This is a genomic window from Algibacter pectinivorans (assembly GCF_900112595.1).
GTDB classification, from domain to species: domain Bacteria; phylum Bacteroidota; class Bacteroidia; order Flavobacteriales; family Flavobacteriaceae; genus Algibacter_B; species Algibacter_B pectinivorans.
Window position 1 is genome coordinate 55,043 of the sequence record NZ_FOMI01000001.1, and the last position, 26,784, is coordinate 81,826.

Sequence of the window (26,784 nt, forward strand, 5' to 3'; positions counted from 1 at the left end):
CCGACTTCCGTCACTTTTCATTTCCCTGCTCTAAACAAAAATTCCTTTTCTTCTGAAGTTAAACTATCATAACCACTTTTACTGATTTTATCTAGAATGACATCAATTTTTTTCTGATTATTAAAGGCATTAAAATCGGCTTTAGTATAACCACCAACTTTTCCTTTATTTTTATGAACCGTTTTTAACGGTCCTTTTTTTGATGGTTTAAACATGCTTACCACGCTATCTGCCATACGCTCGAAACCTTTCCCTATATCGTTTCCACTAAGCAATTGTTTAGCATAAAAATAGCCTAATATCGCTCCTCCTAGATGCGCTAAGTTACCACCTGCATTTCCATATACCGGATCTTTAATACCCGAAAAAACACCTATAACATCCAATGCTACAATAGCGGCTCCAACATACCATAGTTTTAAACTAAATGTAAAAAAACGCATTTCTTGATTTGGCATGTAAGCGCACAAAAAAATCAGTAATGCTCTCACTGCTGCAGAAGCACCTAATAACCTTGAACTCCCACCAAATACGCCTGGAAATAAGCTGTAACAAAACATAAATAGCAACCCTCCAGAAATAGCACCAAGAAAATAAATATTTATAGCCATTTTAGCACTAAACAGGTTTAAAAACATGCGCCCTAAAAAGTACAACCATAGCATATTGAATAGGATATGCCAAACATCGTAATGTAAAAAAGCATAACTAATAATGCTCCAAGGTTTCATGATAAAACTAGAAAAGCTACTTGGTAACTCAAACCAAATTAAATCTGTTCTTAAAATAAGCGCCAATAGAAAAACCACCACATTAATGGCTATAATTTTTTCTAGCACGTTAAGGTTTGAAAGTTTGTCTTTTATGTCTTGTGTAAGTGTTGTCATTAATACCAACGGTTACTGTTAAACTGATTTTTTTTCCAATACCACATAATTAAAAAACCTGTTACCGCACCACCCACGTGTGCCATATAAGCCGTATTACTTGGACTAAAGAAAGATTGCCCTGTAACACCAGAAATTAAATCTAAAATAATAATTCCAGGTATAAAGTATTTAGCTTTTATTGGAATTGGTAAAAATATCATCATTAATTCGGCATTAGGGTTCATCATACCAAAAGCAGCCATAACACCCATGATACATCCTGATGCGCCTACCATACTTGCATTATAAGCAGGAAAAATATCTTTAAGCATAGCAACCTGCGCTTGCGAAACCCCGGAACTTACTTGATTACTCGTTAACATTTGCTTGATACTTTCTGAGGTTAAACCAGAATCTATTAAAGCATTATAATTAGGAAGATATTGAAAATAATAAAACCCAACTTGCAATAATACGGCGCCTAATCCTGCTGAAATATACAGAAACAAAAACCGCTTAGAACCTAATACTTGCTCGACAGGTGTACCAAACATCCATAAAGCAAACATGTTAAACAAAATATGCATAGCACCACCATGCATAAACATATGCGTTATAATTTGCCAAGGCTTAAAAGCATCATTCTGCGGAAAATACATGGCGAACCATTCGTAGAACGTATTCCCATTCCCTATAGTTAATGTACCAATAAACATAATCGCGTTAATGATTATTAAATGCTTAACGGTATCTGAAATTCTCATCATATTATATAAATTTTTTATCTAACTCATCAACACTCATGGTAATAAATGTTGTTCTATTAGTAGGCGATACATTGGGTTCTTTACATGCAAAAAGTTTATTTACCAAATGCTCTTGCTCATCCTTTTGTAAAGACTGTCCTGTTTTAATGGCTAAACTTTTTGCCATAGACTTTGCTAACAAATCGGAAGCACTAAAATGACTTTCGGGCACTTCGTTCTCTACATCGCTTACTAATTGCTCTAAAATAATGGATACTTCGCTTTCTGGCACACCTACAGGAACTCCGGTAATCTCTACCAACTCTTCCATAACGCTAGAAAACACAAAACCTGTATGTTCTAAATCTACTTTTAATTGATTTATAATAACGATATCCTGTGGCGAAAAATGCAGTTGAAGCGGAAAAAGTAATTGCTGACTAGCCGCTTCCTTTACCGTTAAATTTTTTAAAAAATCTTCATACAACACACGTTGATGTGCTCTATGCTGGTCGATAACCATCATACCAGATTTAATGGTACTTACAATATATTTGTTATGTAACTGATACGTGGTATGCGTTTTTTCAACCTGCTTATCATCATCAAAAATAGATGCTGTGCGTTCTTCGCTTTCAAAGCTAATGGCACTAAATTCCTGTTTAGAATGATTTCCTTTAGATTCTAGACCTACATATAAACTTTCCCAACTTTCGGTAGGTTCTTTTTTATAGTTTGATACTCTTGGCTGTGAAGTTTTTTCTTCTTGAAAAGGGTTAAAACTTCTATCAACCTCAACTTTAGGAACGCTAGTTTCCGTTTTTTTATAGCTATACGGTGTGTCTAAATTAGGGTCGCGATCAAAATCTAAAACAGGCGCAATATTAAATTGCCCTAAGCTATGCTTTACGGCAGAACGCAATAAGGCATACAAGGTATGCTCATCGTCAAACTTAATTTCTGTTTTTGTGGGATGTATATTAATATCTATAGTTTGCGGATCGACGGTTAAGTTTAAAAAGTAACTGGCATGTGTACCGGTTTTTAACAACCCTTCGAACGCCGAGGCAATAGCATGATTTAAATAGGCACTTTTAATAAAGCGATTATTAACAAAAAAGTACTGTTCGCCTCTGGTCTTTTTAGCAAATTCTGGTTTACCTACAAAGCCAGAAATATTTAAAACCTCGGTATCTTCCTCTACGGGAACCAATTTTTCGTTAGTTTTTGCTCCAAAAATATTAACAATACGTTGCCTGTAATTACTTATTGGTAAATTAAAACTTTCGCTTCCGTTATTATACAATGCAAAACTAATACCTGGGTGTGCTAAGGCCACACGATGAAACTCATCGATAATATGGCGTAACTCTACCGTATCGGATTTTAAAAAATTGCGTCGCGCAGGAATATTAAAAAACAGATTTTTTACAGAAACGGAGGTTCCTGTAGGTGTAACTACAACATCTTGAGATGTAATATTACTACCCTCGATTACCAAAACATTACCAACATCGTCGGTTTCTTGTTTGGTTTTTAACTCCACATGCGCAATAGCGGCAATACTAGCCAAAGCCTCACCACGAAAGCCTTTAGTGTGCAACTGAAATAAATCTTCGGCACTTCTAATTTTTGAGGTAGCATGACGCTCAAAACTCAATCTAGCATCGGTAGTACTCATGCCTTTACCATTGTCAATAACTTGCACAAGGGTTTTTCCGGCGTCTTTAATAATAAGTTTTATCGTATCTGCTCCGGCATCAATAGCATTTTCTAAAAGCTCTTTAACTACTGACGCTGGGCGCTGTACAACTTCTCCTGCCGCAATTTGATTTGCCACATGATCGGGTAAAAGCTGTATAATGTCTGCCATAAATTATTTGGGTAAAAATATAGATAAATCGAAATCGATGATGAATAAAAATACTAAAACAAGAATTCCAATAATAATTAAAACACGCTTACTAGCTTGGTGGTCTGGGTTGTTTTTGTAGTCATCAAAAGCATCAATAAACTTACCTTTTATACCTTTATTAGGACCTACGGTTTTTCTGTATTGGTCAAACTTATGTTTAATCTCAAAAGGATTTCCTTCGCCTTTATCATCATAAGTACGAGGTGTATAACTAAATTTTTTGTTTTTACGCAGTTTTAAAATTCCCATGATTTCTAAGTTTTTTTAGTACCAAATAAGGGTCAAGTTTATTTGGTAGCGTTTTACATGTATTTTTTTTCTAGTAAATACATACAAATCAATAATAATACCAAAACTAAGATTAACACCTTCATGGACATAGCACCTCCTGTTTTTACTTTGGTACTTTTTTCGCGTTTCCATTTGGAAACAAATTCTTTGGTATTAGAATTGTTTTCTAAACTAGAATCTGCTTGATTTTCCTTAGAAAACCTAGGTTGATAATTAAAAGTTTTATGCTTACGTTGCTTAAACAAAATCTAGTTTTTTGCCAATAAAAATGTAAAATACATTGGCATTGCTCCTCTTTTCAAAAATACTTAAAAGTAGGCAGAAACAGAAGCTTTAAAAGCCAAAAAATGTTAACAAACCGCTAATTGAGATATTTCTAAAAAAAGAAAAACTAAATTCTAAATACTTAGAAGACGCTTCTGAGCATATATTAGAATTTAGTTTTTTTTAATTGATTTTTTTTAAAACCGCCTTAGTTGTTTTCTCTAAGTTCGGCCATTTTAATAGCAGCAATAGCAGCTTCTGTACCTTTATTACCGTGTTTACCACCAGAGCGATCTATACTTTGCTGTATATTATTATCGGTAAGCACACAGAAAATTACTGGTGTTTCGCGCATAACATTAAGATCTTTAATACCTTGAGTTACCCCTTCGCAAACAAAATCGAAATGCTTGGTTTCACCTTGTATTACACTACCAATTGCAATAACCGCATTTACCATTTGTTCTTGCATTTTTTTACAACCGTAAATCAACTCAAAACTTCCTGGTACGTTCCAACGGATAATATTAGCAGGTAATGCGCCATTATCAATTAAGGCATTATAAGCGCCTTCGTATAATCCTTCTGTAATGGTGTCGTTCCATTCTGAAACAACAATCCCAAACCGATAATTACTCGCGTTTGGGATTGATGCTTTATCGTAATCCGATAAATTTTTATTTGCCGTAGCCATATTATGTTCTAGCTATATTATTTATTTGCTAATACCGTAGCTTTACCAATAAACACATCTACTTGTGCCGCTTCGGTAGAGTTTGCATAATCATTTTTAATTCTTTCAAAGTAAGCTAATGCCTTATCTGCTTTTCCTAACTCTAAAGCAATTGTACCCGCTTTAAATAAATACATAGGTGTAGTAAATTCGTTATCACGCATTTCGGCAGCTTGCTCGTAGTATCCTAAAGCATCATCGTTTTGGTTAAGTTGCACAAAAGCATCACCAATATTTCCTTTAGCTAAAGGTGCTAAAATCTCGTCGTTACTTTTAAATTCACCTAAATACTTAACCGCATTTTTGTAATCTTTTAATCTTAAATACGCTGTACCAGCATAGTAGTTTGCTAAGTTAGCAGAAGGCGTACCGCTGTACTCCTCAATAATATCTAACATACCAAATTTACCTTCACCTCCATTTAAGGCTAAGTTGTATAGTGAATCTTTAGAAGCTCCGTTTACAGCTTGATCAAAGTACTTTTGAGCTTGAAACATATCGTTCATAGCTGCTTGTTGTTTTGGCTTTGCAACATATTCTTTATATGCTAAAGACCCTAAAACAATAACAGCAACAAGACCAATAATAATAAAAATATACTTTTGGTTTTTTGCTACAAAATCTTCTGTTTTAGAAGCTGTTTCATCAAGTGTGTTAAAAACCTCGGCAGTTGTAGACTCTTCTTCAATATTAACTTGCTTTTCTACTTCTGTTTTTGGTTTGTAACCTCTTTTCTTATAAGTTGCCATGTATTTAGTCTATTGGATATGGTCCTAACAAAACTATATGCAGGACGCATTATTATTAATGTGGCGCAAAAATATAATTTTTCTTCATAACTAAAAGCCTATTTATTTGATATTTTTCAATAATTTGCACTTCTTTTCGAGAGTTTAACCTCTAAAGGCCCTCAAAGTTGCTTTTTCTATGATTTTAAAATCGCTTTCTTTACTAAATTATAAAAACTTCGATAGTAAATCGTTCACTTTCAACGATAAAATAAACTGTATAGTTGGTAACAATGGCATTGGTAAAACCAATGTACTAGATGCTATTTACCATTTATCTTTCGGGAAAAGTTATTTTAATCCTGTTGCTACGCAAAATATTAAGCATGATGAAGAGTTTTTTGTAATAAATGGCGACTACAATAAGGATGAAAAAACCGAAAAAGTAGCAATAAGTTTAAAACGCGGGCAAAAAAAGGTAATTAAGCGCAACGGAAAGGCTTACGATAAATTTAGCGAGCATATTGGCTTTTTGCCTTTAGTTATAATATCGCCTGCCGATAGAGATTTAATTATTGAAGGAAGCACTACCAGACGAAAGTTTATTGACTCGGTAATTTCACAAAGCGATAATAGCTATTTAAATCATTTAATTAACTACAACAAAATACTGGCACAACGTAATGCTTTATTAAAATATTTTGCACTAAACCACACCTTTAACAAAGACACTTTAGAAGTTTACAACTCGCAGTTAACCGAATACGGAACGGTAATATTCGAAAAAAGAAATGCCTTTTTAAAAGCTTTTATTCCCATTTTTAAATCGCGATACCAAGCCATTAGCAATGGCAACGAAACTGTAGATTTAATTTATGATAGCCATTTATTTGAAGATAACTTAAACACACTTTTAATGGCTGCTATTAATAAGGATAGAGCCTTACAATACACCAGTGTTGGCATTCATAAAGACGATTTACATTTTAATATAGCAGAACATCCTATTAAAAAATTTGGCAGCCAAGGGCAACAAAAATCGTTTTTAATAGCCTTAAAACTAGCACAATTCGATTTTATAAAAAACCAAAGTGGTGTGAATCCTATTTTATTACTGGATGATATTTTTGATAAGTTAGATGAACAACGTGTAGCACAAATTATTAAATTGGTTGATGATGAAAATTTTGGACAACTTTTTATTAGCGACACACATGCAGAACGTACTGAAAATGCTGTAAAACAGGTGCATCAATCGTTTGAGATTTTTAAGTTGTGAACCTGAAAGCCCATTACAATTTGCTTTACGAAAAGTCTCTTGAAAAAATAATAAGTGACAACTATACTATTGACAAACTTATTGATTCGTCTAAAGATAATAGGTTTGGTATAACACTTTTAATCAGGCCTCCTTTAGAAATCAAAAATGAAATTCAAAAATTTCTAAACGAACTAAGAATTTTAGATTCCAACCAATATTATTATGAAAATACAGATATTCACATTACCATAATGTCTTTAATATCTTGCTATGCAGGTTTTAAACTTGAAGATATTGATGTGGCTAAATACAATAACCTAATTAAAAAGAGTTTATCAAATATTTCTGAGATTGAAATTGAATTTAAAGGCGTTACAGCATCCCCGTCTTGCTTTATGATTCAAGGGTTTATGAAAAATGAATCATTAAACAACTTAAGAAACAATTTAAGAACGCATTTTAAAAGTTCTCATTTACAACAAAGTTTAGATAAGCGTTACACGATACAAACAGCACATACTACGGTGGTTCGTTTTAAAGAAAAATTAAATAATAAAACAGATTTTTTAAAAATTATTGAGAAATACAGGACACATAATTTTGGATCTTTTAAAGTAAAAAATATAGAATTGGTATATAATGATTGGTACCAAAGAGTTAAATTTGTAAAGAAGCTATCGGAATTTAGTATTAAATATTAAAACCTAATTTGGGATAGTATTAAAAAGCCCAATCCATTCTCGGTAACCCGCTACATATAGGTAGCGCCAAAAAAAATCCAGCTTTAATTAGACTTAATTTTATACTTTTAAACAAAATTTAAATTACATATATAAGTTAACTGTAGCATGGCAAAACGAAACAACGAAAACCTAAGTATTAGTGACGCTTTAAAAGAGTTTGTTGAAACTAACAGGCTCGAAAAAGGATTAAACAAAGTAAATGTTGCTGATGCATGGGCTAACCTTATGGGTAACGGGGTTAATAATTACACCACATCAATAAATCTAGAGCGCGAAACACTTTATGTGCAATTGAGTTCTAGTGTGTTAAGAGAGGAGTTAAGCTACGGTAAGGCGAAAATAATAACCATGCTTAACGAGGAACTAGGCAAAGAGATTATTAAAAAACTGGTTTTAAGATAATTATGCAACACGGCTTAGATAAAATATTTTAATAAAAACTAACGCGGTGTTATAATTTATATTACCTTTGAGACTTAATTTATTATAATACAAATACAATGAGTAAAGGTACAGTAAAATTTTTCAACGATTCTAAAGGATTTGGTTTCATAGTTGAAGAAGACAACAACAAAGAACATTTCGTACACATTTCAGGACTTATCGATGAAATTCGTGAAGGTGATGTTGTAGAATTCGATCTACAAGAAGGTAGAAAAGGATTAAACGCCGTAAACGTAAAAGTAGTCTAACGATATACTATTTAACAATTACAAGTAGAGCCTATCATTTATTTTGATAGGCTTTTTTTGTTTATAGTGTTTTATAACTTTATTGGGTGTACCTTCACCAAATATTAATTTAATATTTTAATAATGAATAAAGGTACCGTAAAATTTTTCAATGATTCTAAAGGATTTGGTTTCATAACTGAAGATGACAACAACAAAGAGCATTTTGTACACATTTCTGGATTAGTTGATGAAATTCGTGAAGGCGATGCAGTGGAATTCGATTTACAAGAAGGTAAAAAAGGATTAAACGCAGTAAACGTAAAAGTAATCTAAGGATATACTATATAACAATTACAACTTAAAGCTTATCATTTATTTGATAGGCTTTTTTTTGTGGCACGACCTTTGCCTTGTATATAGTATTAATAATTAAAATTTATACAATGAGTAAAGGAACAGTAAAATTCTTCAACGATTCTAAAGGATTCGGGTTTATAACTGAAGAAGGTTCAAACAAAGAACATTTTGTTCACATTTCTGGATTAATTGACGAAATTCGCGAAGGCGATTTAGTGGAGTTTGATTTACAGGAAGGCAGAAAAGGTTTAAACGCCGTAAACGTAAAAGTAGTTTAGTACCACATACAGCACTTTTTTAAAACAAAAAATCTCGCAACTAAGTTGCGAGATTTTTTTATGTTTTATTATGGTGTAATACCTAGAATTGGTCTCTTCCTGAAAAATGAAAAGCGCCTTCGATAGCCGCGTTATCATCACTATCACTACCATGTACTGCATTTTCACTTATAGAATCTGCAAACATTTTTCTAATAGTACCTTCGGCAGCATCAGCTGGATTTGTAGCTCCTATTAAGGCTCTAAAATCGTCTACAGCATTTTCTTTTTCTAAAATAGCGGCAACAATTGGTCCACGAGTCATGTACGTTACTAATTCTGGAAAAAATGGACGCTCACTATGTATTGCGTAAAACTCCTCTGCATCTGCAGTTGTCATTTGTGTTAATTTCATTGCTACAATTCTAAACCCTGAAGCTGAAATTTTTTCTAATATTGCACCGATGTGTCCTTTCTCAACAGCATCTGGCTTAAGCATTGTAAATGTTCTATTTGTTGCCATTATATTGTTTTAATTTTGTGCAAAAATACATTTAAATATTATTTTTATCCTAATACTTTTGTAAAAGTTCTTGTAGTATAATATTATCATTTCCACGCATTTCCATTTTTATTGCTTTTGTATCAAAATTTAATTTAAGCAAACCAAAACTAATTTGACTTACCACTTTACCAATTCTGTATGGATTAGGCTCCGAACTAAATTTAGAATACGAATGTGTTAATCCACTTGATGTAAAATCTATTAATGGATAGTTTACACCATCAACATTCGTTTTAGAAAACTCTGAAATATGTCGGTCTCCAGAAAGCAATAAAACGCCTTTTGCTTGAGTTTTTTTTATGAGCTGCTTTAATTTATCGACTTCGTGAGGAAAATTACCCCAAGTTTCAAACCCATGTTCTGCAGATAAAAACTGAATACTGCTAACAATTATATTAAAATCTGCGTTTGTTGCTTCTAGTTCTTTTTCTAGCCATTGCCATTGTTGGTTTCCTAAAACAGTACCTTCTCCATAATTATTTGGTTTATACCTTTTTGCAACGACATCATCATCAGTCAAGGCTGTTCTAAAATAACGTGTATCTAAAACTATAATTTTTATTGCGCCTTTTTCTGTTTCAATAACTTCAGAATGATAAATACCTTCTCTATGCCTTCTTAAATCATGTTCTGGCACACTTAAGAAATCTAAAAATAATTCTTGACTTTGCTGTTTTGCTTTAAACTCTGCGCCACCATCGTTTAAACCATAATCATGATCGTCCCAAGTGGCCAAAATTTTAGTACTTTGGGTTAGTTTTTTATACTCGGGTTGTTTTAATAATTGGTTGTAATCATCTTGCATTTCCTGTCTATCATCGGTATCAGAATATATATTATCGCCTCCCCAAATCCATAAGTTTGGTTTATTACTTAATATATCATCCCAAAGTATATTCTCAATTCCTTGCTTATTACATGAGCCAAAAGCAATTACAAAATCACTACTTGTATCAACTTGAGCAGCTGTTTTATGTTTTACAGATTTACACGAAAAAACAAACAAACTCAAAACAATACATTTAAATACAAACTTCATTTTAAATAAATTTATAGGTTTAGATGCTATAAATGTACGTTAATCCATTTAAAGTATATATTATTAAATTGTATATTCGTGGCCTATGAAAACACAAGATATTACAAGCCTAAAACAGTTATTATCATCGGCTAAAAAAATAGTAATTGTACCCCATAAAAATCCCGATGGCGATGCTATTGGATCTACTTTAGGTCTTTATCATTATTTAAAAAAAGGCAATCATGATGTTACCGTTATAGCGCCTAATGATTATCCGCATTTTTTAAAATGGATTCCAGGTAACGAAAGCATTTTAAAACATGACACCCAAAGAGACACTTGTGAAGATTTAATTAATAATGTCGACATTATTTTTACATTAGATTTTAATGCTTTTCATAGAACCGGACAAATGGAAACCGTTTTAGCCCACAGTAAAGCGTTAAAAATAATGATAGACCATCATCAAGCACCAGACGACTATGCTACGTATACCTACAGCGATGTTAGTATGAGTTCTACCTGCGAAATGGTTTACAATTTTATTGACTTTTTAGGCGACGAACATCTAGTAGACAACACCATTGCAACTTGTCTTTATGTTGGTATTATGACCGATACAGGTTCCTTTAGGTTTAGATCTACCACTAGTAAAACACACGCTATAATTTCTAAACTCATAGATAAAGGTGCCAATAATAATGAAATACACAATAACGTTTACGACACTAACAGTTATGAGCGTTTACAGTTATTAGGTTGCGCCTTAACTAATTTAAAGGTAATACCGGAGTCTAGAGCCGCTTATATTACGCTTTCGCAAGACGAGTTACAAAAATATAATTATAAAAAAGGAGATACCGAAGGGGTGGTTAATTACGGTTTATCACTAGATGGTATAGTGCTTGCTGCTATTTTTATTGAAGATAAGAACGAAGGCATAATAAAGATTTCTTTACGCAGTAAAGGCAATTTTTCTGTAAACGAAATGTCTAGAGCACATTTTGAGGGCGGCGGTCATACTAACGCTGCAGGTGGTAAAAGTGATTTAACCTTAACCGAAACGGTTGAAAAATTTATTAGTATATTGCCTAGTTATAACAAAGCACTAAATAATGAATAAATTACTTAACATAGCCATAGTTTTACTAGTATTTAGCTGCAAAACTCCGGAAGCAAGACGCCCAATTTCGGTTACATCGGGCTCATTTATTGATGCCTCTGTAGAGCGCAATAAAAAGCTAAACGCTAAAGAGAAAACTTCTATTGAAAAACTTATGACCCTTGAAAAAAAGGATTATATAGCCTCAGAAAGTGGCTTTTGGTATTATTATAACACTAAAGTTGAAATAGATTCTTTAAAAACACCTGATTTTGGAGATGTTATTAACTACAACTATAATATAAAGGCTCTTAATGGTAGCGTTATTTACTCGACGGAAGACATAAAAACGCAAACCTACGCCATGGATAAAGAAGAGTTATTTACCGGCCTTCGGGAGGGTTTAAAACTCATGAAAACAGGCGAAACAGTTACTTTCCTTTTCCCTTCGCAAAAAGCTTATGGTTATTATGGCGATGAAAATAAAATTGGAAGAAATACACCTCTAATTTGCGAGGTAACCGTAAATTCTATTACCCTAAATCAAAACCATTAACATGTTATCAATACGTTTTATTAAAGTTTTATTGCTTGTTTTTGCAATGTATTTAACCTCATGTAAAGCACAATACCCAGACCTAGAAGACGGTATGTACGCCGAGTTTGTAACAAGCAAAGGCGTCATGGTTGCTAAACTAGAGCAAGAGCTAGCGCCTATTTCGGTTGCAAATTTTGTATCCTTAGCCGAAGGTAATAACACCATGGTTAACGAAAAATACAAAAAGAAAAAGTTTTATAACGGTGTTATTTTCCATCGTGTTATCGACAAATTCATGATTCAAAGTGGCGACCCAAACGGTACAGGACAAGGTGGACCAGGTTATAAGTTTAATGGCGAGTTTAACGCCGCCTTAAAACACGACCAACCCGGAATACTTTCTATGGCTAACTCTGGACCTAACACAAATGGTAGTCAGTTTTTTATAACCGAAGTTGCAAAACCACATCTTGACAACAAATACAATGTGTTTGGTAAATTGGTTATTGGTTTAGATGTTCAAGATTCTATATCGAATGTAAAAACAGATAGTAGAGACAAGCCATTAGAGGATGTAACCATAGAAGAATTAAACATTATAAGAAAAGGTAAAGCCGCAAAACAATTTGATGCCCCTTCGGTATTTGAAAATCATTTTGCAGAAGTAGAACGCATTGAAAAAGAAAAAAAGGCGAAAGCCGAAGCGATACTAAAAGCCACGCTAGAAAAATTCGAAATGCAAAAAGCTAAGGCTATAACTTTAGAATCTGGCTTAAAATATTATGTTTCCGAAAAAGGAACCGGCGAAGGCTTAACCGAAAACACGCCCGTATTAACCCATTATGCGGTGTACTTTGAAAATGGAAAACTACTAGAAACTAGCAAATTGGAAATTGCCGAAAAGCTAGATGCCGTTAACGAAAAACGTAAAGCCGCAAATAGATACAAACCTATTACGGCCGATATTGGTCCAGATGCACAAATGATAGCTGGTTTTAAAGAAGGCTTACAACAATTAAACGTTGGCGATAAGGCTACACTGTTTATACCTTACCATTTAGCCTACGGCGAAGCAGGATCTAGAGGTATTCCTCCAAAATCTAATATTATTTTTGAAGTTGAAATCTTAGAACTTCTTAATTAAATTTTAACATTAATACCTCTATAAACCTTTATATTTACAGCGTAAAACAAAACCTATGCAAGTATTAAAATTTGATTGGAACCCTATAACTGGGATTGATATTATTGGAAATTTCAAACTCCACTTTTATAGCCTTATGTGGGTTATTGCATTTGTTATAGGTTGGTATATCATGAAACGTATTTTCACAAAAGAAAAAGTGTCTTTAGATTATTTAGACCCTCTTTTTATTTATACCGTTTTAGCAACTATGTTGGGAGCGCGACTAGGGCATGTTTTATTTTATCAATCGGAATTAATTTCTGAAGATTTTTTCAGCATTTTTCTTCCTTTTAAATTTAAAGGTGGTTTTGAGTTTACAGGTTTTCAAGGGCTAGCAAGTCATGGTGCTGCTATTGGTATTATTGTTGGTATGTATTTGTATAGAAAAAAATACTACTATAAATCTTTACTTTGGATTTTAGACCGTATTGTAATTACCGTAGCTTCCGGAGCTGTTTTTATTAGAATTGGAAACTTTATAAATTCTGAAATTATAGGAAAGGTAACCGATTCTAATTTTGGGGTACGTTTTATACAAGACCAATATTATAAAAGGGAAATTGTACAGCGTACAGGTATAAACGATGTTCAAAAAGCCTATAACGCTGTAACCGATAATGCACAGTTTCAAAATTTATTAGAGGCTGTCCCTTATAGACACCCATCGCAGCTTTACGAATCGTTTTGCTACATTTTTGTGTTTTTAATTTTATTGTACTTCTATACCAAGACTAGCAAAAAAGACCAACCAGGATTTTTATTTGGTTTGTTTTTAGTTTTACTGTGGAGCATTCGTTTCTTTATAGAATTTACAAAAGAACCTCAAGGCGAAGAATACATTAATTGGTTTGGTTTAAATACTGGACAATGGTTAAGTATACCTTTTGTATTAATAGGGCTTTATTTTATGTTTGTCTACAAGCCCAAAACAGCAGGTAATTAAAATTTCAAATAATAAAAACTAAATTCAAGAAAAGGAAATTTGTGATGACTTTGAAACCTAACATTATAGCACTTCTCTTATTTTTAGGTGTTTCTTTATTGAGTTGTAAGGAAGACAAAAAAGTTATTAAACAAACTGAAGTTAGCTTTACTAAAGAAGGTGAATTAAGTATTCTAAAAGCTTCCGACACTACAGCAATAAAGCTTGATATTGAAATTGCTGATACCGATTTTGACATTCAAACGGGATTAATGTACAGAAATTCAATGGCCAACAACCAAGGCATGCTTTTTGTTTTTGATGATGAAAAAGAGCGTTTCTTCTACATGAAAAACACTAAAATCCCTTTAGATCTTATTTATATTAATGCTAACAAAGCTATTGTTAGTTTTCAAAAAAAGGCGAAACCTTTTGATGAATCTTCACTCCCATCAAATGCACCTGCTAAATATGTATTAGAAGTTAATGCTGGTTTAGTTGATGTTTGGGGTATTGCTGTTGGAGATCGTTTATTGTTCAATTAACAGCTAACTTAACAATTTTAGTTTTTCTAGATCTAAACAATCAGCTAAAGAGAAACAGTTCTAAAAAGGTACTGATATAAAAACATGGCGCCTTTAAAATTATAATTCTTATTCATATTATTTATTCCATAACCTACACGAAGTGTAGCAGATAGTTGCGTTAGGGATTAAAACGGCATCCTTTTAAAGCTTTAAACTTATACTTGGTGTAGTAAATTTAATAAGCAATACTTTACATACACCTTCCTATAGGCAAGTATATTGAACCTGTTCTTAGTCAAGACAAGGGTGCGATAACCTAGCTGTAGGCCGCCAGTCGCTCAATATGTCGATCTAATTTTAGTTACTACTCTAATAACTTAATGTTCGGATATTCCACAAAAAAAGCCTATTAACTTAAAGTTAATAGGCTTTTTAAAAGGAAAAATTTGAGTTAGTCGTTCTTTTCCTTGTCTTTTAGTTTATTTACAGAATCATACATTATTGGCGTAGCTATAAATAATGATGAGTACGTACCCACAACAACACCTACTATTAATGCATACATAAATCCTCTTATTGAATCGCCTCCAAATATAAAGATGGCTAACAACACTACTAATGTTGTTAATGAGGTATTTAATGTTCTACTTAATGTACTGCTTAATGATGCGTTTACCACTTTATCGAATTTCCAGTTGGTATGCTCGTTAAAGAATTCACGAATTCTATCGAATACAACCACGGTATCATTTAATGAGTAACCAATTACGGTTAGTATTGCTGCAATGAACGCTTGGTTTATTTCCATGTTAAATGGCATAAACTTATACGTTAATGAGAATACACCTAACACAAGTATAACATCGTGAAATACTGCTGCTACGGCTCCTAATGAATATTGCCATTTCTTAAAACGGAACAAGATGTATAGGAATACTACAATTAACGATCCTAAAATTGCCCAGAAAGATGCTTGTTTAATATCATCGGCAATGGTTGGTGTTACTTTGTAGGACTCTAGTAAACCTACTTGTTTATTTTCGTCGTTTAAATCGATAAATTGCTCGTAGCTTATACCTTCTAAATGCGGTACTAAAGCTGTGTAAAGCGCTTTTCTAATTTCCTCGTCGACTTGAGAACCAGACTCGTTTACTTTGTATTTAGTTGTTATTTTTAACTGGTTAGCATCTCCAAAAGTTTTTGCATCTGCACTACCAAACACATCTGGTTGCGATAATAAATCTGTAATTTCTGAAGCGCTAATATCTTGCGCAAAACGTACTTGATACGTTCTACCTCCAACAAAATCGACACCTTGATTTAACCCGTTTATAGCTAAAGATGCTAAACTTACAACGATTAAAGCACCAGAAATGATATAGGCTACTTTACGTTTTGATAAAAACTCGATGTTGATGTTTCTGAAAAGGTTTTTAGTAAGTCCTGTTGAGAACTCTAATTTACCTCCACGACCAGAATACCAATCGATTAATAATCTTGTTATGAAAATTGCCGTAAATAAAGATGTTGCAATACCTATTAATAAAGTTGTTGCGAAACCTTTAATTGGTCCTGTACCAAAAACAAATAAGATTAATGCGGTTAAACCGGTTGTAATGTTGGCATCTAAAATAGATGATAATGCATTACTAAATCCGTCGCTAATAGCTTCTGCTTGTCCTTTACCTTTCGATAACTCCTCACGAATACGCTCGAAGATAAGTACGTTTGCATCCACCGACATACCAATGGTTAATACAATACCCGCAATACCAGGTAATGTTAATACGGCTCCTAATCCTGATAAAATACCGAAGATTAATAAAAGGTTTAATAACATGGCGATATCTGCAAATGCTCCTGATTTTCCGTAATAGAAAATCATCCATATTAATACTAAAGCCAATGCAATTAAGAATGACATTGTACCACTATCTATAGCTTCTTTACCTAAAGATGGTCCTACAACCTCACTTTGAATAATATCTGCAGAAGCTGGTAATTTACCAGCACGTAATACGTTTGCTAAATCGATAGCTTCATTTAATGTAAAATCTCCAGAAATAGAAGAACTACCACCAGCAATTGGTCCTGTAGTTACTCCTGGTGCAGAATACACAACATCATCTAAAACAATAGCGATTTGGCTACCTTGCGCGTATGCTTTTCCAGTCATTTCTTCCCAGATTTTAGCACCTTTAGCATTCATTTGCATGGATACTTCAGATTTTCCTGTTGCACCAAATTGGTTTCTTGCATCGGTAACAACGGCTCCACTTAATTGTGGTACGTTTTCTCTGTTTCCTTTTAATGCATATAAATCTACAAGTTCGCTACCTTTCTCTGGCTTACCAAAAACAAACTTGGTGTAACGTTGCTCTGCAGGAAGTAATGCTCTTACTTGTGGCTTGTTTAAGTAATCTAATACGGTTTCTTTATCTTTAATTTCGAACTTAGCGATAATTGGTCCGCCTTGGTAACCAATACCTCTAATTAATTTACCTAATGGGTTGTTATTATCTACTGCTGTAGAATCTGTTTCTGCATCTCCTAATAAATCATCAATTTGATCGTTTTGTGCATTCTCTTCATCTTGTGGCTCAATCTCAGCAACATTATCTGCATCTTCAACAAGGTCTTTTAAAACTTCGTTTGCTTGGTCTATAAATTGGTAAAATTGGTCGCCTTTATAAGCATCCCAAAATTCTAATTGCGCTGTACTTTGTAATAATCCTGTAGCACGCTCTACATCTTTAACTCCTGGTAACTCTACTAAAATACGACCAGAGTTTCCTAAACGTTGAATGTTTGGAGATGTTACACCAAACTCATCAATACGCTTACGTAATACCTCGAAAGCAGAAACAATAGACTCGTCTATTTTAGTTTCGATAATGCTTTTTACATCGGCATCAGACATACTACCATCAATCTCGCCATCTAATTCTCTGGTATAAAAAATATCTGGAGAGGCTAATTTAGTATCACCTTTAATAGCATCAAACGCCGTAAAGAAATCTTCTAAATACGTGTTTTGACTATTTTTTTGAAGCTCTGAAGCATCTTCTAAAGCTTTATTAAAAACAGGATCTGTAGTGTTGTTTGCTAATCCTTTTAAGATATCTTTTACAGATACTTGAAGAATAACGTTAATACCACCTTTTAAATCTAAACCAAGATTCATGGCTTTTTGCTTCACTTCATTATAAGTGAATTTTGCAACACCAATATTGTAAACGGTATCTGTTCCTTTTTCTTGAAGATAGTTAGCCTCTTCTTGACTACGAAGTGCACGGTAATCTGGCTCTGACTCAGATATTTTGTTAATGGCAACTTCTTGCGCTTCTTTTTCAACTGAATTTGCTGTGAATGTGAATGATAATTGGTAAAGACTTACCAAACCAAACAAAATAGCAAATAGTTTTACTAATCCTTTGTTTTGCATTGTTATACTTTTTACGTCAAATTTTTAAACCTGAATATTTCAGGGCGAGCAAATATAGAATTTACTGTAGGATTTGACAATTTTATTTTTTTGAATATGATGTTTACGAATTCGTTGGTATTAACGCTAGTTATAACTTGAATTCTGAGCGGTGAAAAACGTATTAGATAGACTATATTTCTTATTTAAAGACATCATAGAAACTCTATAAAAAACAAGGTATTAACGTTTTAGCATTTGGGTCCTGCCCTTACCTCGGGAATAGTGTGTAACGGACTGCTTATTTGAGTAGCAACCTCTCTACGGTTTTTATAAGCAACCTGTAAAAGGTTTTCGTGATATGAATGTACTAAATGTCCAGCTATTAAAACATTAGGATCTAAAAAACGGTCGCTTTTAACTTTAACTTCTAAGCTGATGGCTCCATCAAAATCCCAACCAGAATCCTGTCCTTTATGTATTTCGTAAACATCAAGATTATAACTAACATCTGAATCGTTAAAGGGAAATTGAGAAGCGTCCCTATCTTGAGCGCTAAGCTTAAGCGATAATTGGCTTTCTTTAGCTAGCGTTTGCTTAATGCGGGTAATATCGGCATCACTATAATAGGTGATTTTTAATGTACCATTAGCTTTAGAAAGTACTTGTATTTTTTGAGCGCCTAAATCTTGCAATTGAAGCGTTAAAGCAGCAACAGTATTTTCGGTTTGATAAGATGTTAAATCGGTATCCTGAAATTGAAGTACAATTTCTTGATTAGCCACAACCATTTGTTGCTGGGAAACAGCACCAAATAAGGTAAGACTAAAAATTAATATACTAATGCACCATCTTGCAATCATGCGCCAAATATAAAGAAAATATATTTCCCTTAGGGCATAATATTAAATTCCAGAAAAAAGTAAATTCCAAAAACAAAAAAGGCTGTCTTTATAAAGACAGCCTTTTTATTATTTATTAAAATGGATTCTACAACTCTAATAATCCATTAGTCTTTTTAACACCTTCTGCACTAGCTTGCATATGTGCTTTTTCAGCATCGCTTAAAGGAATATCAACAATGCTTTCAATACCGTTTCTTCCTAAAATTACAGGAACTCCAATACAGATATCGTTTAAACCATATTCACCTTCTAAAAATGTAGAACAAGGGAACATTTTCTTTTGGTCGCAAGCAATAGCTTGAACTAAACCACTTACGGCAGCTCCTGGCGCATACCAAGCAGAAGTTCCTAATAAACCTGTTAATGTTGCTCCACCTACTTTAGTATCTGCAGCTACTTGCTCTAAACGTTCTTCGCTTAAAAACTCAGAAACTCTAATACTGTTTCTTGTTGCATGACTTGTTAATGGCACCATACCTTTATCGCTATGACCACCTATAACCATACCATCGATATCGCTAATTGGCGCTTCCATAGCTTCTGCTAATCTGTACTTAAAACGTGCAGAATCTAAAGCACCACCCATTCCAATAATTCTGTTTTTAGGGATGTTTAAAGATTTATGCGCTAAATACGTCATAGTATCCATTGGGTTACTTACCACAATAAGCACCATGTTTGGAGAATGCTCAAGTAAGCTATTTGATACCGCTTTTACAATACCAGCATTAATACCAATTAATTCTTCGCGAGTCATTCCTGGTTTACGAGGAATTCCAGAAGTAATTACACAAATATCACTATTTGCCGTTTTGCTGTAATCGTTTGTTACACCTGTTATTTTTGTATCAAAACCATTTAAAGATGCACATTGCATTAAATCCATGGCTTTACCTTCAGCATAACCTTCTTTAATGTCTAACAATACAACTTCTGATGCAAAATCTTTAATAGCAATATACTCAGCACAACTTGCTCCTACTGCTCCTGCTCCAACTACGGTAACTTTCATAATATTTATTTTAATTAGTGTTTTATTTGTTTAAATCGTTGTTCAAAATTCGGGATATAATAGCATGAATAACATGACTATCGTCATAAACCTTATTAATTTTCAATATTAAAGCAAATAAAAGCTTACCAAAAATAAAACTGATTTGGCCCGAAAATTAACTAGCGCTAAATTACAAATTAAAACGCTGTAAACGAAAAAAGCACAAGATAAAATCTTGTGCTTTTTTTAAAACAAAAATTAAATATAACTAACTAAAAATTAACTTTCTTTTTATGCGACTTCCTAACGGAAACCAAAATTAATACCTACAGAAAACGAGTCGAATTCCGACACATGGTATTCTGCATTAAGTCTGAAAAAACCTAACTTCAATTTTGTTCCTATAGTACCTCTAACAGCTGCAACATCGCTTGATATTGAAAACGGATCTTTAACTGTTCTATCCTCTTCACTTAAGAATGATAAAGGTCCATTATTAATTTCATAAGTTCCAAGTAAATCAGATTCTGAGGTTCCTTTAATATAGCCTAAACCACCATAAAAATTTATCACTGGTAATTTTGTTGACGCTATGAGCTGAAATAACCACGTACTAGTATCGTTCACTAAACGCTGATTTTCACCATCAATTCCAGATGATTCTGTTAAATTATAAACACCATCTAGATGTGTATAAGCCACTAAACCAGAAACAGCAACTGGCAACACTTTATCTGCTGGCAACCACTTGGTAAACTCTAGTTGTAAACCAGCACCATACATATTTAATTCAACATCATCTGTCTCAATTTTAGGAACAAAACGAGCTTTAAGTTCAATTCCTTTGCTCAATCCTAGTGCACCTTGAAGAAATGCTGTTGGTAATAAGTTAGCACTAGCATCACCAATACCACTAGGTAACGTTATTCGCTCCTCTCTATTTCTATCCTCACCCGGACTAAGCGGATCGTCGTAACGCACAATAATATCTATATCTGAGTCATTTTCTCCTAAAGCAGTTGCAACCATCTTTGTATCAGCACCGTCGGCAAATTCGATATCAAAATCTTGACCAGGCATATTGTAATCTGCTATATTCATTAAAAATGATTTATTATCATCTTTTACCGAAGCTGCATTAACAATTACAGAAATCTCGAAACCGCCTAAAGGTTTAGCATCAGCAGTATTAAACCAGTTGGCATTCATACTATGCATTAAACCATTTGTTCCTGGGGCTAAATAATCATCAGCAAAACGCTCTGCATTATCTACGCCTGCAGCTAATAAAGCATCAATATCTTGTGCTTTTGAAGTAATTGTTACAAAACAGAGTAACATAAGTAAGGATAACTTTTTCATTTCTTAATTTTAATTTGGTTTTACAAACATAGAAAAAAAATTACACAATAATACTTTTTATCGAAAAAAAATGTATTTAAACGGATTTTTAAACTTAAAAACTACATCTAAAGCTAATATTTGGAGTAAGCCCTAGCGATTTATTCTCTATTTTTAAAGCAGTATTAGAATCGTTTGGATCTACCTCGTAGTACGTATTTATAATATTCTTTCTATTTAATAAATTAATAACACCTATTCTCACCGACGATTTTGCAGTTTTAAAGGTGTTAAAAGAATAACTAAGCGAAGCATCTAAACGGATAAAATCATCTTGGTTTTCGGCGTTAGGGCTATTATAATTCACATAAATATTATTACCGTCCTGAACGGTTTCATTAGCCTCTACTGGTTTTGTAAAGGGCTGTCCAGAACGCCAAATACCTCCTGTAGATACTTTTAAACTTTTAATTACATCATAATTTAAAGCTAACGAAACAGAATGCCGTATATCTACATTATTAGGAAATATAGATGGTGTAAGCGTATTAAATTCATAATCATTTATGCTGTAGGTATAACTTAACCAGGTACTATATTTTGCTGCTGTTTTATTAATTAGAAACTCAACACCTCTAACATCATAGCTTCCTGTAGCATTTAAATATTGAAAATTATTGTAAAACCCTTGATTAGAAACCGTAATACCATCAACCGTTTTGTAAAAACCTTCAACATCTACAATCAAATTATTATGGCTATACTCAAAACCAAAAGCGGCTTGTTTACTTTCTGAAATAGGAATAGATTCATTATTAGCCAAAATCCATCTTCGGTTTTCCACTCCTAAAAAATCATCTTGAAAATCAATTATTTGAGTAGCCGATTGGTTTTTAAATTCTCCTTGCAGTTTTAAAGCAAATTGGTTTGATAACTTTTGCCTCACATATAAACGCGGCTCAATAAGAAACTTATTAAACTTTTGAAAATAATTACCCCTTACTCCTATTCTTAAATATGTACTGGCTTTATTATATTCTATTTCGCCAAAAAGGGCATGATTTAATAGCACATCTTTTTTAGTTTTATTGTAAGCAGGCGCACTTACCTCCGTACTATTTAAAATACCTATTTCACTAAATTGATAACCACTTAACACATTAAAAGTGTCATTAATTTTAAAATTAGTTTTTAGTTTTATACCCGTTTCTAAAACCTCGTTTGCTTGGGTTAATTTTTGATCTGTTTCTATTCTGTAATCCACCGCATCAACATTATATTTAGAATAGAAAGCTGTAAAATCTGTTGAAAATCGCGAAGTCCATTTCCCGTTCCAACTCGCCCCAAAACCTAAATTTTCTTGTTTTAAATTACTTGTTTTAGCTTCAGACTGATTCTCACTATTGGTGAAACTTTCTGTATAATCTAAATTATTATATATGCCAATAACGTTAGCTCTAACTTTATGATTTTCATTTAAATCGAAAAGCAGTTTTGCTGTATAATCGTAAAACACAAAATCTGACGACCGATTACTCTCGGTTATATTATCGCTATTGGTTGTAAGTTCGCTATCTTGAAAACTTCGCTCAAAATAATTATCATACGCAGGTGTATTTAACATATCTGTAAACGAACGCCTGCCAGAAATATGAAGTGCTAATTTTTTACTCAATGGTATTTTAAGAAACGCATCGGCATGAATTAAATTTGCGCCAAATCCGCCCGAAACCTCATCGTCTATTTTATTTTTAGTAGACATAGCTATGGTGCTTGAAACCCCATCGCTAAACTCGCTAGATGTTCCGTTTTTTGTAACCACAACCTTATCGGTTAAATAAGGATTATAGGCAGAAATGAGTCCGAAAAAATGCCCCGAGTGATACATTTTAATATGATCCCAAAGTATTAAATTTTGATCGTTAGTACCGCCACGAACATTAATATTAGCAATACTTTCGTCTACACTTTCAACACCAGGTAAAGCTTGAATGGATTGCAGAATATCCGGTTCTATAAGCCCTGGAAGAATTCCGAATTTCTCAGTATTTAAAACCGTGCTTCCATCAATATACTTTTGCAAACCTGTAGTTAAATACTTTTCAATTAATATTTGATTTAAAGCTTCATTCTGCTCAACCATAGCTATAGTTTTACAGTCTTCATTTAAAAGAAGCAACTCTTTTACAGCTAACACTTGTGTTTTAAAACCCAAAAAGGAGATTATTAATTGCTCATTAATGCCTACATTTTCAAGCTGAAATGCGCCATCATCATTTGCTATAACACCTTTGGTGGTATTTTGTATTAAAACTGAAGCCCCAAAAAGTGGTTCTTTATCAGTTTCAGAAATTAAAACCCCACAAACAGTTACTTTTTTTTCTATTGTAGAAATCGTTATGTAACGCTCGTTTAAAAACTTAAAATTAAGAATGGTTTCTTTATTAAGATGCTCAATAATAGTTTCCAGAGCATCTATTTCTTTAGGTTTATTAACCAAAATCGAGCTAATTTCATTTAGCGAATACGAAAACTTAACATCAAACTTGTCCTCTAAATTTAAAATTAGACTAGACAGTTCTATTTTTTCTTGAGCCTGTATAGCAAAAGAAAAACTAAACACCATTAAAAGTAAAGCGGATATTGGTTTATTTAGATTCATAGTTATAAAACGCCACTTTTTTACCGTTTATTTTATAGCTTAATTTTAAAGGAATGGTTACAGATTGTAACGCTATATTTTTATCGGAATGCGTAAAACTACCTGAAAACAACTCCGATGTATTAACACCTTCTGCATTAATTTGAATATCGTATTGCGCTTCCAACTCAGCAATAACTTGCCATAGTGGTACATTATCAAAACTAGATTCTTGGGCTAACCACGACGGGCTTTTGGCGTTAAAATCTTTAATGCCTACAACCTCACCATCAACTACTCTAAAGGTTTTACCAGGTTTTAAAATAACTACACCTTGATTACTTGTTACACTTACAGAACCTTCATAGCAGGCCACTTCAAAATACTTATCGCGTTGCTTTACATTAAACCGCGTACCTAACACTTGTATAGATCCGGCGCTGGTTTGCACTGTAAATTTCTCGCCCTTGGTTACCTTAAAAAAAGCTTCTCCTTTTAACTCTAGAGATCTGCTAGATGCCCATTCCTTTTTGTTATACGATAATTTAGACTGTGCATTTAATATAACCTCGGAGTCATCAGGTAAATTAAAAGTTTCGGTTTGGGCTATTTGCGTTTCAAAGGAGTTCACATTATTAAAGAATAGAAAATAAGACGAGGTTAATAGCACCACCAAAACAGCAGCAATTTTCATAAACGTTTTAAAGTTTAAAGAAATTACTTTAGGTTCATCCTTTTTAAAGGTCCTTTTCTTAAAGTCGGCTAGCGCTTGTTCTGCATTTACTTTTGGTGCTTCTAATTGTTTGGCATAAAACCCTGTTCTTTCTAAAACCGAAAAATCCTCGTCTGGATACAAGCTCTTAATCTCTTCGGCAGACAGCTCGCCATTAAACCACCTTAATATGTCTTGTTCTTTATTCATTTTTGTGATGCTTTTCAATATTAAGACACCTATATATTAGTTTACCCTAACGTTTAAGTTTAAAATTTTACTTCTTCAATCTTATTACGCAGTATTTTTAGAGCGCCAGACATCCGTTTTTCTACCGTTTTTTGAGAAACTCCAAGTATTTCGGCTATTTCTCTATATTTTTTATCTTCTATTCTATTTAATAAAAAAACTTCCCGCTGCTCGTTACTTAAATCGGCAATTACGCTTTGTAACTTCATTTTAAATTCATCTTCCTCTAACAAATATTCTGGGCTTAAGTCCGTTCTATCCATATAAGGCGCTTCTTTAGCATAATTCATTACCACTTTATTATGCCGTATCGTATTTAAAAATAAATTATTGACTGTAGTAAATAAATATGTTTTTGCTTTTGTAAAATCTATTTTAGAACAGTTTTCCCATATTTTTGCAAAAGCATCTTGCACTAAATCTAATGAAGCCGAAGAATCGCCACATTTATAAAATGCAAAATTATTAACAGACTGAATATGTTTTAAATAAAAAGTATTGAAGCTAGACTCTTCACATAAATTAGGTTTGGGACCACTCATACATCTAAGATCATTTATTTTAAACAAAAATATAACAAAATAATCTAACACATAACACTCACATAAACAAAGCATTATATATTATTTTGAAAATATTTTTAAAAAAACGGTAGGGTAAATTACAAACTAAGAGTCTTACATACAGAAAGCGTAAAAAAATCGCTATGAAAAAGAAATTTATAAATACCCTAAAAATTAAAATTATGAAACATTTAAAATTCTTAACCGCAACATTATTAGTAACTATTTTAAGTCTTACCTCGTGTCAAGATGAAATTGATAGTGAAAACGGAAACCGAGAAAACACAAATAGCGCAGCATCGCCAACTGCAAATAATTTAGAACGCAGTGCCATGCATGATGGAAGCTTTGACGATTTTTTAGATGGTGTTTCTTGTTCATCAATAATTCTACCAGTTACCGCAACCGTTAACGATACCCAAATTACGATTATTAGCGCATCTGATTATGAGTTAGTACTAAACATTTTAGGACAGTTTACTAATGACGATGATAGTATTGAACTACAGTTTCCTTTCTCGGTAAAACTTAGTAATTATACCGAGGTTGAAATAACAAACCAAACGGATTATGACGCCGTAATAAACGCTTGTGAAACTGCCGAAAATGAGCTTAAAAACGCTATCAACTGTATAGACATTAATTTCCCTATTACTATTTTAACTTTCGATTTAAACGTGCAGCAAACAGGAAGTGTTGTTATAGAATCTGAACAACAATTATATGCCTACATGAACAACCTTGATGACAATACATTGTTTTCTGTAAACTATCCAATTACAGCTACTTTAAACAACGACACCGTTATTGAAATTACTAGCGATATGGATTTACAAGCTAGCATTACAGAATGTTTAGGTACAGATGAAACTATGGCTGAAGCCGAAGAAAATGCTCTTGAATTAGAAGCTATTTTATTAGAAAGTAAGTTTAAAGTAGAATCTCTTGTCTCTGCTGGTGTAGATTCTGCTAACGAATTTGCCGATTACACCATAGATTTTGCAAACGATTTAACCTGTACTGCGGAAAATACAGTAAACGCAACTATCCAAGATATTGAAGGCACTTACAAAGTTACTTCAGAACTTGAAGTATTCTTATCCTTAACTTTTTCTGGAAATGCAACATTTGAATTATTAAATAATTCGTGGCAAGTTACCAGCTATTCAAACAATACAATTAGCCTACAAAGTTCTACAAATGCCGCAATAACTCTAGTATTAAGCAAGATTTAAAACTAGATTAGTATTTGTTAC

At 33.1% G+C, this 26,784-nt stretch carries 28 protein-coding genes; 12 read left to right on the forward strand and 16 right to left on the reverse strand.

Annotated elements, in window-relative coordinates:
- Nucleotides 1–17 precede the first annotated feature (17 nt).
- The 7 genes from BMY96_RS00185 to BMY96_RS00215 form a co-directional block, all read right to left on the reverse strand.
- On the reverse strand, nucleotides 18–887 hold the full coding sequence (locus BMY96_RS00185) for a rhomboid family intramembrane serine protease (protein ID WP_092847561.1): 870 nt from the start codon (nucleotides 885–887) through the stop codon (nucleotides 18–20).
- Nucleotides 887–1,636: a rhomboid family intramembrane serine protease gene (locus BMY96_RS00190; RefSeq protein WP_092847563.1), complete on the reverse strand. Its 750-nt coding sequence runs from the start codon at nucleotides 1,634–1,636 to the stop codon at nucleotides 887–889. The genes BMY96_RS00185 and BMY96_RS00190 overlap by 1 nt, the downstream gene beginning before the upstream one ends.
- 1 nt (nucleotide 1,637) lies before the next feature.
- On the reverse strand, nucleotides 1,638–3,488 hold the full coding sequence (gene mutL, locus BMY96_RS00195; RefSeq protein WP_092847565.1) for a DNA mismatch repair endonuclease MutL: 1,851 nt from the start codon (nucleotides 3,486–3,488) through the stop codon (nucleotides 1,638–1,640).
- Nucleotides 3,489–3,491: 3 nt separating this feature from the next.
- Nucleotides 3,492–3,779, reverse strand: a complete 288-nt coding sequence (locus BMY96_RS00200; protein WP_092847567.1) for a riboflavin synthase subunit beta — start codon at nucleotides 3,777–3,779, stop codon at nucleotides 3,492–3,494.
- A gap of 53 nt (nucleotides 3,780–3,832) precedes the next feature.
- Nucleotides 3,833–4,066, reverse strand: a complete 234-nt coding sequence (locus BMY96_RS00205) for a hypothetical protein (protein WP_092847570.1) — start codon at nucleotides 4,064–4,066, stop codon at nucleotides 3,833–3,835.
- Nucleotides 4,067–4,293: 227 nt separating this feature from the next.
- On the reverse strand, nucleotides 4,294–4,779 hold the full coding sequence (gene ribH, locus BMY96_RS00210) for a 6,7-dimethyl-8-ribityllumazine synthase (RefSeq protein WP_092847572.1): 486 nt from the start codon (nucleotides 4,777–4,779) through the stop codon (nucleotides 4,294–4,296).
- A 17-nt stretch (nucleotides 4,780–4,796) separates the two neighbouring features.
- A complete protein-coding gene (locus BMY96_RS00215; protein ID WP_092847574.1) occupies nucleotides 4,797–5,567 on the reverse strand; it encodes a tetratricopeptide repeat protein in 771 nt (256 codons plus the stop codon).
- 178 nt (nucleotides 5,568–5,745) lie between these two features.
- Here BMY96_RS00215 and recF point away from each other — a divergent pair, with 178 nt between their 5' ends.
- The 6 genes from recF (at nucleotide 5,746) to BMY96_RS00245 (ending at nucleotide 8,859) form a co-directional block, all read left to right on the forward strand.
- Nucleotides 5,746–6,825 (forward strand): DNA replication/repair protein RecF, encoded by a 1,080-nt coding sequence (gene recF / locus BMY96_RS00220; RefSeq protein ID WP_092847576.1) that lies wholly within the window; start codon nucleotides 5,746–5,748, stop codon nucleotides 6,823–6,825.
- Nucleotides 6,822–7,508: a 2'-5' RNA ligase family protein gene (locus BMY96_RS00225; protein WP_092847579.1), complete on the forward strand. Its 687-nt coding sequence runs from the start codon at nucleotides 6,822–6,824 to the stop codon at nucleotides 7,506–7,508. The genes recF and BMY96_RS00225 overlap by 4 nt, the downstream gene beginning before the upstream one ends.
- A gap of 147 nt (nucleotides 7,509–7,655) precedes the next feature.
- Entirely contained in the window at nucleotides 7,656–7,952 is a 297-nt protein-coding gene (locus tag BMY96_RS00230) for a DciA family protein (RefSeq protein ID WP_092847581.1), read from the forward strand.
- Between the two features lie 98 nt (nucleotides 7,953–8,050).
- Nucleotides 8,051–8,242, forward strand: a complete 192-nt coding sequence (locus BMY96_RS00235; RefSeq protein ID WP_067150460.1) for a cold-shock protein — start codon at nucleotides 8,051–8,053, stop codon at nucleotides 8,240–8,242.
- Nucleotides 8,243–8,365: 123 nt separating this feature from the next.
- The gene (locus BMY96_RS00240) at nucleotides 8,366–8,557 is read left to right on the forward strand and encodes a cold-shock protein (protein ID WP_092847583.1); all 192 of its coding nucleotides are present in this window, start codon (nucleotides 8,366–8,368) and stop codon (nucleotides 8,555–8,557) included.
- A 110-nt stretch (nucleotides 8,558–8,667) separates the two neighbouring features.
- Nucleotides 8,668–8,859 carry a cold-shock protein gene (locus BMY96_RS00245; RefSeq protein WP_092847586.1) on the forward strand — a complete coding sequence of 64 codons (192 nt, stop codon included), beginning with the start codon at nucleotides 8,668–8,670 and terminating at the stop codon, nucleotides 8,857–8,859.
- An 82-nt stretch (nucleotides 8,860–8,941) separates the two neighbouring features.
- On the opposite strand, the gene BMY96_RS00250 is transcribed toward BMY96_RS00245, so the two are convergent.
- Nucleotides 8,942–9,361, reverse strand: a complete 420-nt coding sequence (locus BMY96_RS00250) for a nucleoside-diphosphate kinase (RefSeq protein WP_092847589.1) — start codon at nucleotides 9,359–9,361, stop codon at nucleotides 8,942–8,944.
- Nucleotides 9,362–9,410: 49 nt separating this feature from the next.
- The gene (locus BMY96_RS00255; protein WP_092847592.1) at nucleotides 9,411–10,442 is read right to left on the reverse strand and encodes an alkaline phosphatase D family protein; all 1,032 of its coding nucleotides are present in this window, start codon (nucleotides 10,440–10,442) and stop codon (nucleotides 9,411–9,413) included.
- 85 nt (nucleotides 10,443–10,527) lie between these two features.
- Here BMY96_RS00255 and BMY96_RS00260 point away from each other — a divergent pair, with 85 nt between their 5' ends.
- Genes BMY96_RS00260 through BMY96_RS00280 form a run of 5 tightly spaced genes read left to right on the forward strand, consistent with a single transcriptional unit; the run spans nucleotide 10,528 to nucleotide 14,717 of the window.
- Entirely contained in the window at nucleotides 10,528–11,547 is a 1,020-nt protein-coding gene (locus BMY96_RS00260; protein ID WP_092847594.1) for a DHH family phosphoesterase, read from the forward strand.
- Nucleotides 11,540–12,082, forward strand: a complete 543-nt coding sequence (gldI, locus tag BMY96_RS00265) for a gliding motility-associated peptidyl-prolyl isomerase GldI (protein WP_092847597.1) — start codon at nucleotides 11,540–11,542, stop codon at nucleotides 12,080–12,082. Before BMY96_RS00260 ends, gldI begins: the two co-directional genes overlap by 8 nt.
- A gap of 1 nt (nucleotide 12,083) precedes the next feature.
- A complete protein-coding gene (locus BMY96_RS00270; protein ID WP_092847600.1) occupies nucleotides 12,084–13,208 on the forward strand; it encodes a peptidylprolyl isomerase in 1,125 nt (374 codons plus the stop codon).
- 55 nt (nucleotides 13,209–13,263) lie between these two features.
- The gene (gene lgt, locus BMY96_RS00275) at nucleotides 13,264–14,193 is read left to right on the forward strand and encodes a prolipoprotein diacylglyceryl transferase (protein WP_092847602.1); all 930 of its coding nucleotides are present in this window, start codon (nucleotides 13,264–13,266) and stop codon (nucleotides 14,191–14,193) included.
- 44 nt (nucleotides 14,194–14,237) lie between these two features.
- Nucleotides 14,238–14,717, forward strand: a complete 480-nt coding sequence (locus BMY96_RS00280; RefSeq protein ID WP_092847605.1) for a DUF192 domain-containing protein — start codon at nucleotides 14,238–14,240, stop codon at nucleotides 14,715–14,717.
- Between the two features lie 433 nt (nucleotides 14,718–15,150).
- Here BMY96_RS00280 and secDF read toward each other — a convergent pair whose 3' ends face one another.
- The 7 genes from secDF to BMY96_RS00315 form a co-directional block, all read right to left on the reverse strand.
- The gene (gene secDF / locus BMY96_RS00285; protein WP_092847607.1) at nucleotides 15,151–18,144 is read right to left on the reverse strand and encodes a protein translocase subunit SecDF; all 2,994 of its coding nucleotides are present in this window, start codon (nucleotides 18,142–18,144) and stop codon (nucleotides 15,151–15,153) included.
- A 230-nt stretch (nucleotides 18,145–18,374) separates the two neighbouring features.
- Complete coding sequence (locus tag BMY96_RS00290) at nucleotides 18,375–18,986, reverse strand: hypothetical protein (RefSeq protein WP_092847609.1); 612 nt, start codon at nucleotides 18,984–18,986, stop codon at nucleotides 18,375–18,377.
- Between the two features lie 127 nt (nucleotides 18,987–19,113).
- The gene (locus tag BMY96_RS00295; protein ID WP_092847612.1) at nucleotides 19,114–20,040 is read right to left on the reverse strand and encodes a malate dehydrogenase; all 927 of its coding nucleotides are present in this window, start codon (nucleotides 20,038–20,040) and stop codon (nucleotides 19,114–19,116) included.
- A 285-nt stretch (nucleotides 20,041–20,325) separates the two neighbouring features.
- On the reverse strand, nucleotides 20,326–21,384 hold the full coding sequence (locus tag BMY96_RS00300) for a DUF6588 family protein (RefSeq protein WP_092847614.1): 1,059 nt from the start codon (nucleotides 21,382–21,384) through the stop codon (nucleotides 20,326–20,328).
- A gap of 94 nt (nucleotides 21,385–21,478) precedes the next feature.
- Nucleotides 21,479–24,025, reverse strand: coding sequence for a TonB-dependent receptor plug domain-containing protein (locus tag BMY96_RS00305; RefSeq protein WP_092847616.1), 2,547 nt, complete (start codon nucleotides 24,023–24,025; stop codon nucleotides 21,479–21,481).
- Nucleotides 24,012–24,926 carry a FecR family protein gene (locus BMY96_RS00310; protein ID WP_092847619.1) on the reverse strand — a complete coding sequence of 305 codons (915 nt, stop codon included), beginning with the start codon at nucleotides 24,924–24,926 and terminating at the stop codon, nucleotides 24,012–24,014. The genes BMY96_RS00305 and BMY96_RS00310 overlap by 14 nt, the downstream gene beginning before the upstream one ends.
- Nucleotides 24,927–24,985: 59 nt before the next feature.
- Nucleotides 24,986–25,507 (reverse strand): RNA polymerase sigma factor, encoded by a 522-nt coding sequence (locus BMY96_RS00315; RefSeq protein WP_092847622.1) that lies wholly within the window; start codon nucleotides 25,505–25,507, stop codon nucleotides 24,986–24,988.
- A 203-nt stretch (nucleotides 25,508–25,710) separates the two neighbouring features.
- On the opposite strand from BMY96_RS00315, the gene BMY96_RS00320 reads away from it, so the two are divergent.
- The gene (locus BMY96_RS00320; RefSeq protein ID WP_092847624.1) at nucleotides 25,711–26,763 is read left to right on the forward strand and encodes a hypothetical protein; all 1,053 of its coding nucleotides are present in this window, start codon (nucleotides 25,711–25,713) and stop codon (nucleotides 26,761–26,763) included.
- Nucleotides 26,764–26,784 lie beyond the last annotated feature (21 nt).

What these genes read in the sequence shown, in the direction of transcription:
- BMY96_RS00185 (WP_092847561.1), bottom strand. Translation starts at nt 887, where the DNA reads ATGACAACACTTACACAAGACATAAAAGACAAACTTTCAAACCTTAAC.
- BMY96_RS00190 (WP_092847563.1), bottom strand. Translation starts at nt 1,636, where the DNA reads ATGATGAGAATTTCAGATACCGTTAAGCATTTAATAATCATTAACGCG.
- mutL (WP_092847565.1), bottom strand. Translation starts at nt 3,488, where the DNA reads ATGGCAGACATTATACAGCTTTTACCCGATCATGTGGCAAATCAAATT.
- BMY96_RS00200 (WP_092847567.1), bottom strand. Translation starts at nt 3,779, where the DNA reads ATGGGAATTTTAAAACTGCGTAAAAACAAAAAATTTAGTTATACACCT.
- ribH (WP_092847572.1), bottom strand. Translation starts at nt 4,779, where the DNA reads ATGGCTACGGCAAATAAAAATTTATCGGATTACGATAAAGCATCAATC.
- BMY96_RS00215 (WP_092847574.1), bottom strand. Translation starts at nt 5,567, where the DNA reads ATGGCAACTTATAAGAAAAGAGGTTACAAACCAAAAACAGAAGTAGAA.
- recF (WP_092847576.1), top strand. Translation starts at nt 5,746, where the DNA reads ATGATTTTAAAATCGCTTTCTTTACTAAATTATAAAAACTTCGATAGT.
- BMY96_RS00230 (WP_092847581.1), top strand. Translation starts at nt 7,656, where the DNA reads ATGGCAAAACGAAACAACGAAAACCTAAGTATTAGTGACGCTTTAAAA.
- BMY96_RS00235 (WP_067150460.1), top strand. Translation starts at nt 8,051, where the DNA reads ATGAGTAAAGGTACAGTAAAATTTTTCAACGATTCTAAAGGATTTGGT.
- BMY96_RS00240 (WP_092847583.1), top strand. Translation starts at nt 8,366, where the DNA reads ATGAATAAAGGTACCGTAAAATTTTTCAATGATTCTAAAGGATTTGGT.
- BMY96_RS00245 (WP_092847586.1), top strand. Translation starts at nt 8,668, where the DNA reads ATGAGTAAAGGAACAGTAAAATTCTTCAACGATTCTAAAGGATTCGGG.
- BMY96_RS00250 (WP_092847589.1), bottom strand. Translation starts at nt 9,361, where the DNA reads ATGGCAACAAATAGAACATTTACAATGCTTAAGCCAGATGCTGTTGAG.
- BMY96_RS00255 (WP_092847592.1), bottom strand. Translation starts at nt 10,442, where the DNA reads ATGAAGTTTGTATTTAAATGTATTGTTTTGAGTTTGTTTGTTTTTTCG.
- BMY96_RS00260 (WP_092847594.1), top strand. Translation starts at nt 10,528, where the DNA reads ATGAAAACACAAGATATTACAAGCCTAAAACAGTTATTATCATCGGCT.
- gldI (WP_092847597.1), top strand. Translation starts at nt 11,540, where the DNA reads ATGAATAAATTACTTAACATAGCCATAGTTTTACTAGTATTTAGCTGC.
- BMY96_RS00270 (WP_092847600.1), top strand. Translation starts at nt 12,084, where the DNA reads ATGTTATCAATACGTTTTATTAAAGTTTTATTGCTTGTTTTTGCAATG.
- lgt (WP_092847602.1), top strand. Translation starts at nt 13,264, where the DNA reads ATGCAAGTATTAAAATTTGATTGGAACCCTATAACTGGGATTGATATT.
- BMY96_RS00280 (WP_092847605.1), top strand. Translation starts at nt 14,238, where the DNA reads ATGACTTTGAAACCTAACATTATAGCACTTCTCTTATTTTTAGGTGTT.
- secDF (WP_092847607.1), bottom strand. Translation starts at nt 18,144, where the DNA reads ATGCAAAACAAAGGATTAGTAAAACTATTTGCTATTTTGTTTGGTTTG.
- BMY96_RS00290 (WP_092847609.1), bottom strand. Translation starts at nt 18,986, where the DNA reads ATGATTGCAAGATGGTGCATTAGTATATTAATTTTTAGTCTTACCTTA.
- BMY96_RS00295 (WP_092847612.1), bottom strand. Translation starts at nt 20,040, where the DNA reads ATGAAAGTTACCGTAGTTGGAGCAGGAGCAGTAGGAGCAAGTTGTGCT.
- BMY96_RS00300 (WP_092847614.1), bottom strand. Translation starts at nt 21,384, where the DNA reads ATGAAAAAGTTATCCTTACTTATGTTACTCTGTTTTGTAACAATTACT.
- BMY96_RS00305 (WP_092847616.1), bottom strand. Translation starts at nt 24,025, where the DNA reads ATGAATCTAAATAAACCAATATCCGCTTTACTTTTAATGGTGTTTAGT.
- BMY96_RS00310 (WP_092847619.1), bottom strand. Translation starts at nt 24,926, where the DNA reads ATGAATAAAGAACAAGACATATTAAGGTGGTTTAATGGCGAGCTGTCT.
- BMY96_RS00315 (WP_092847622.1), bottom strand. Translation starts at nt 25,507, where the DNA reads ATGAGTGGTCCCAAACCTAATTTATGTGAAGAGTCTAGCTTCAATACT.
- BMY96_RS00320 (WP_092847624.1), top strand. Translation starts at nt 25,711, where the DNA reads ATGAAACATTTAAAATTCTTAACCGCAACATTATTAGTAACTATTTTA.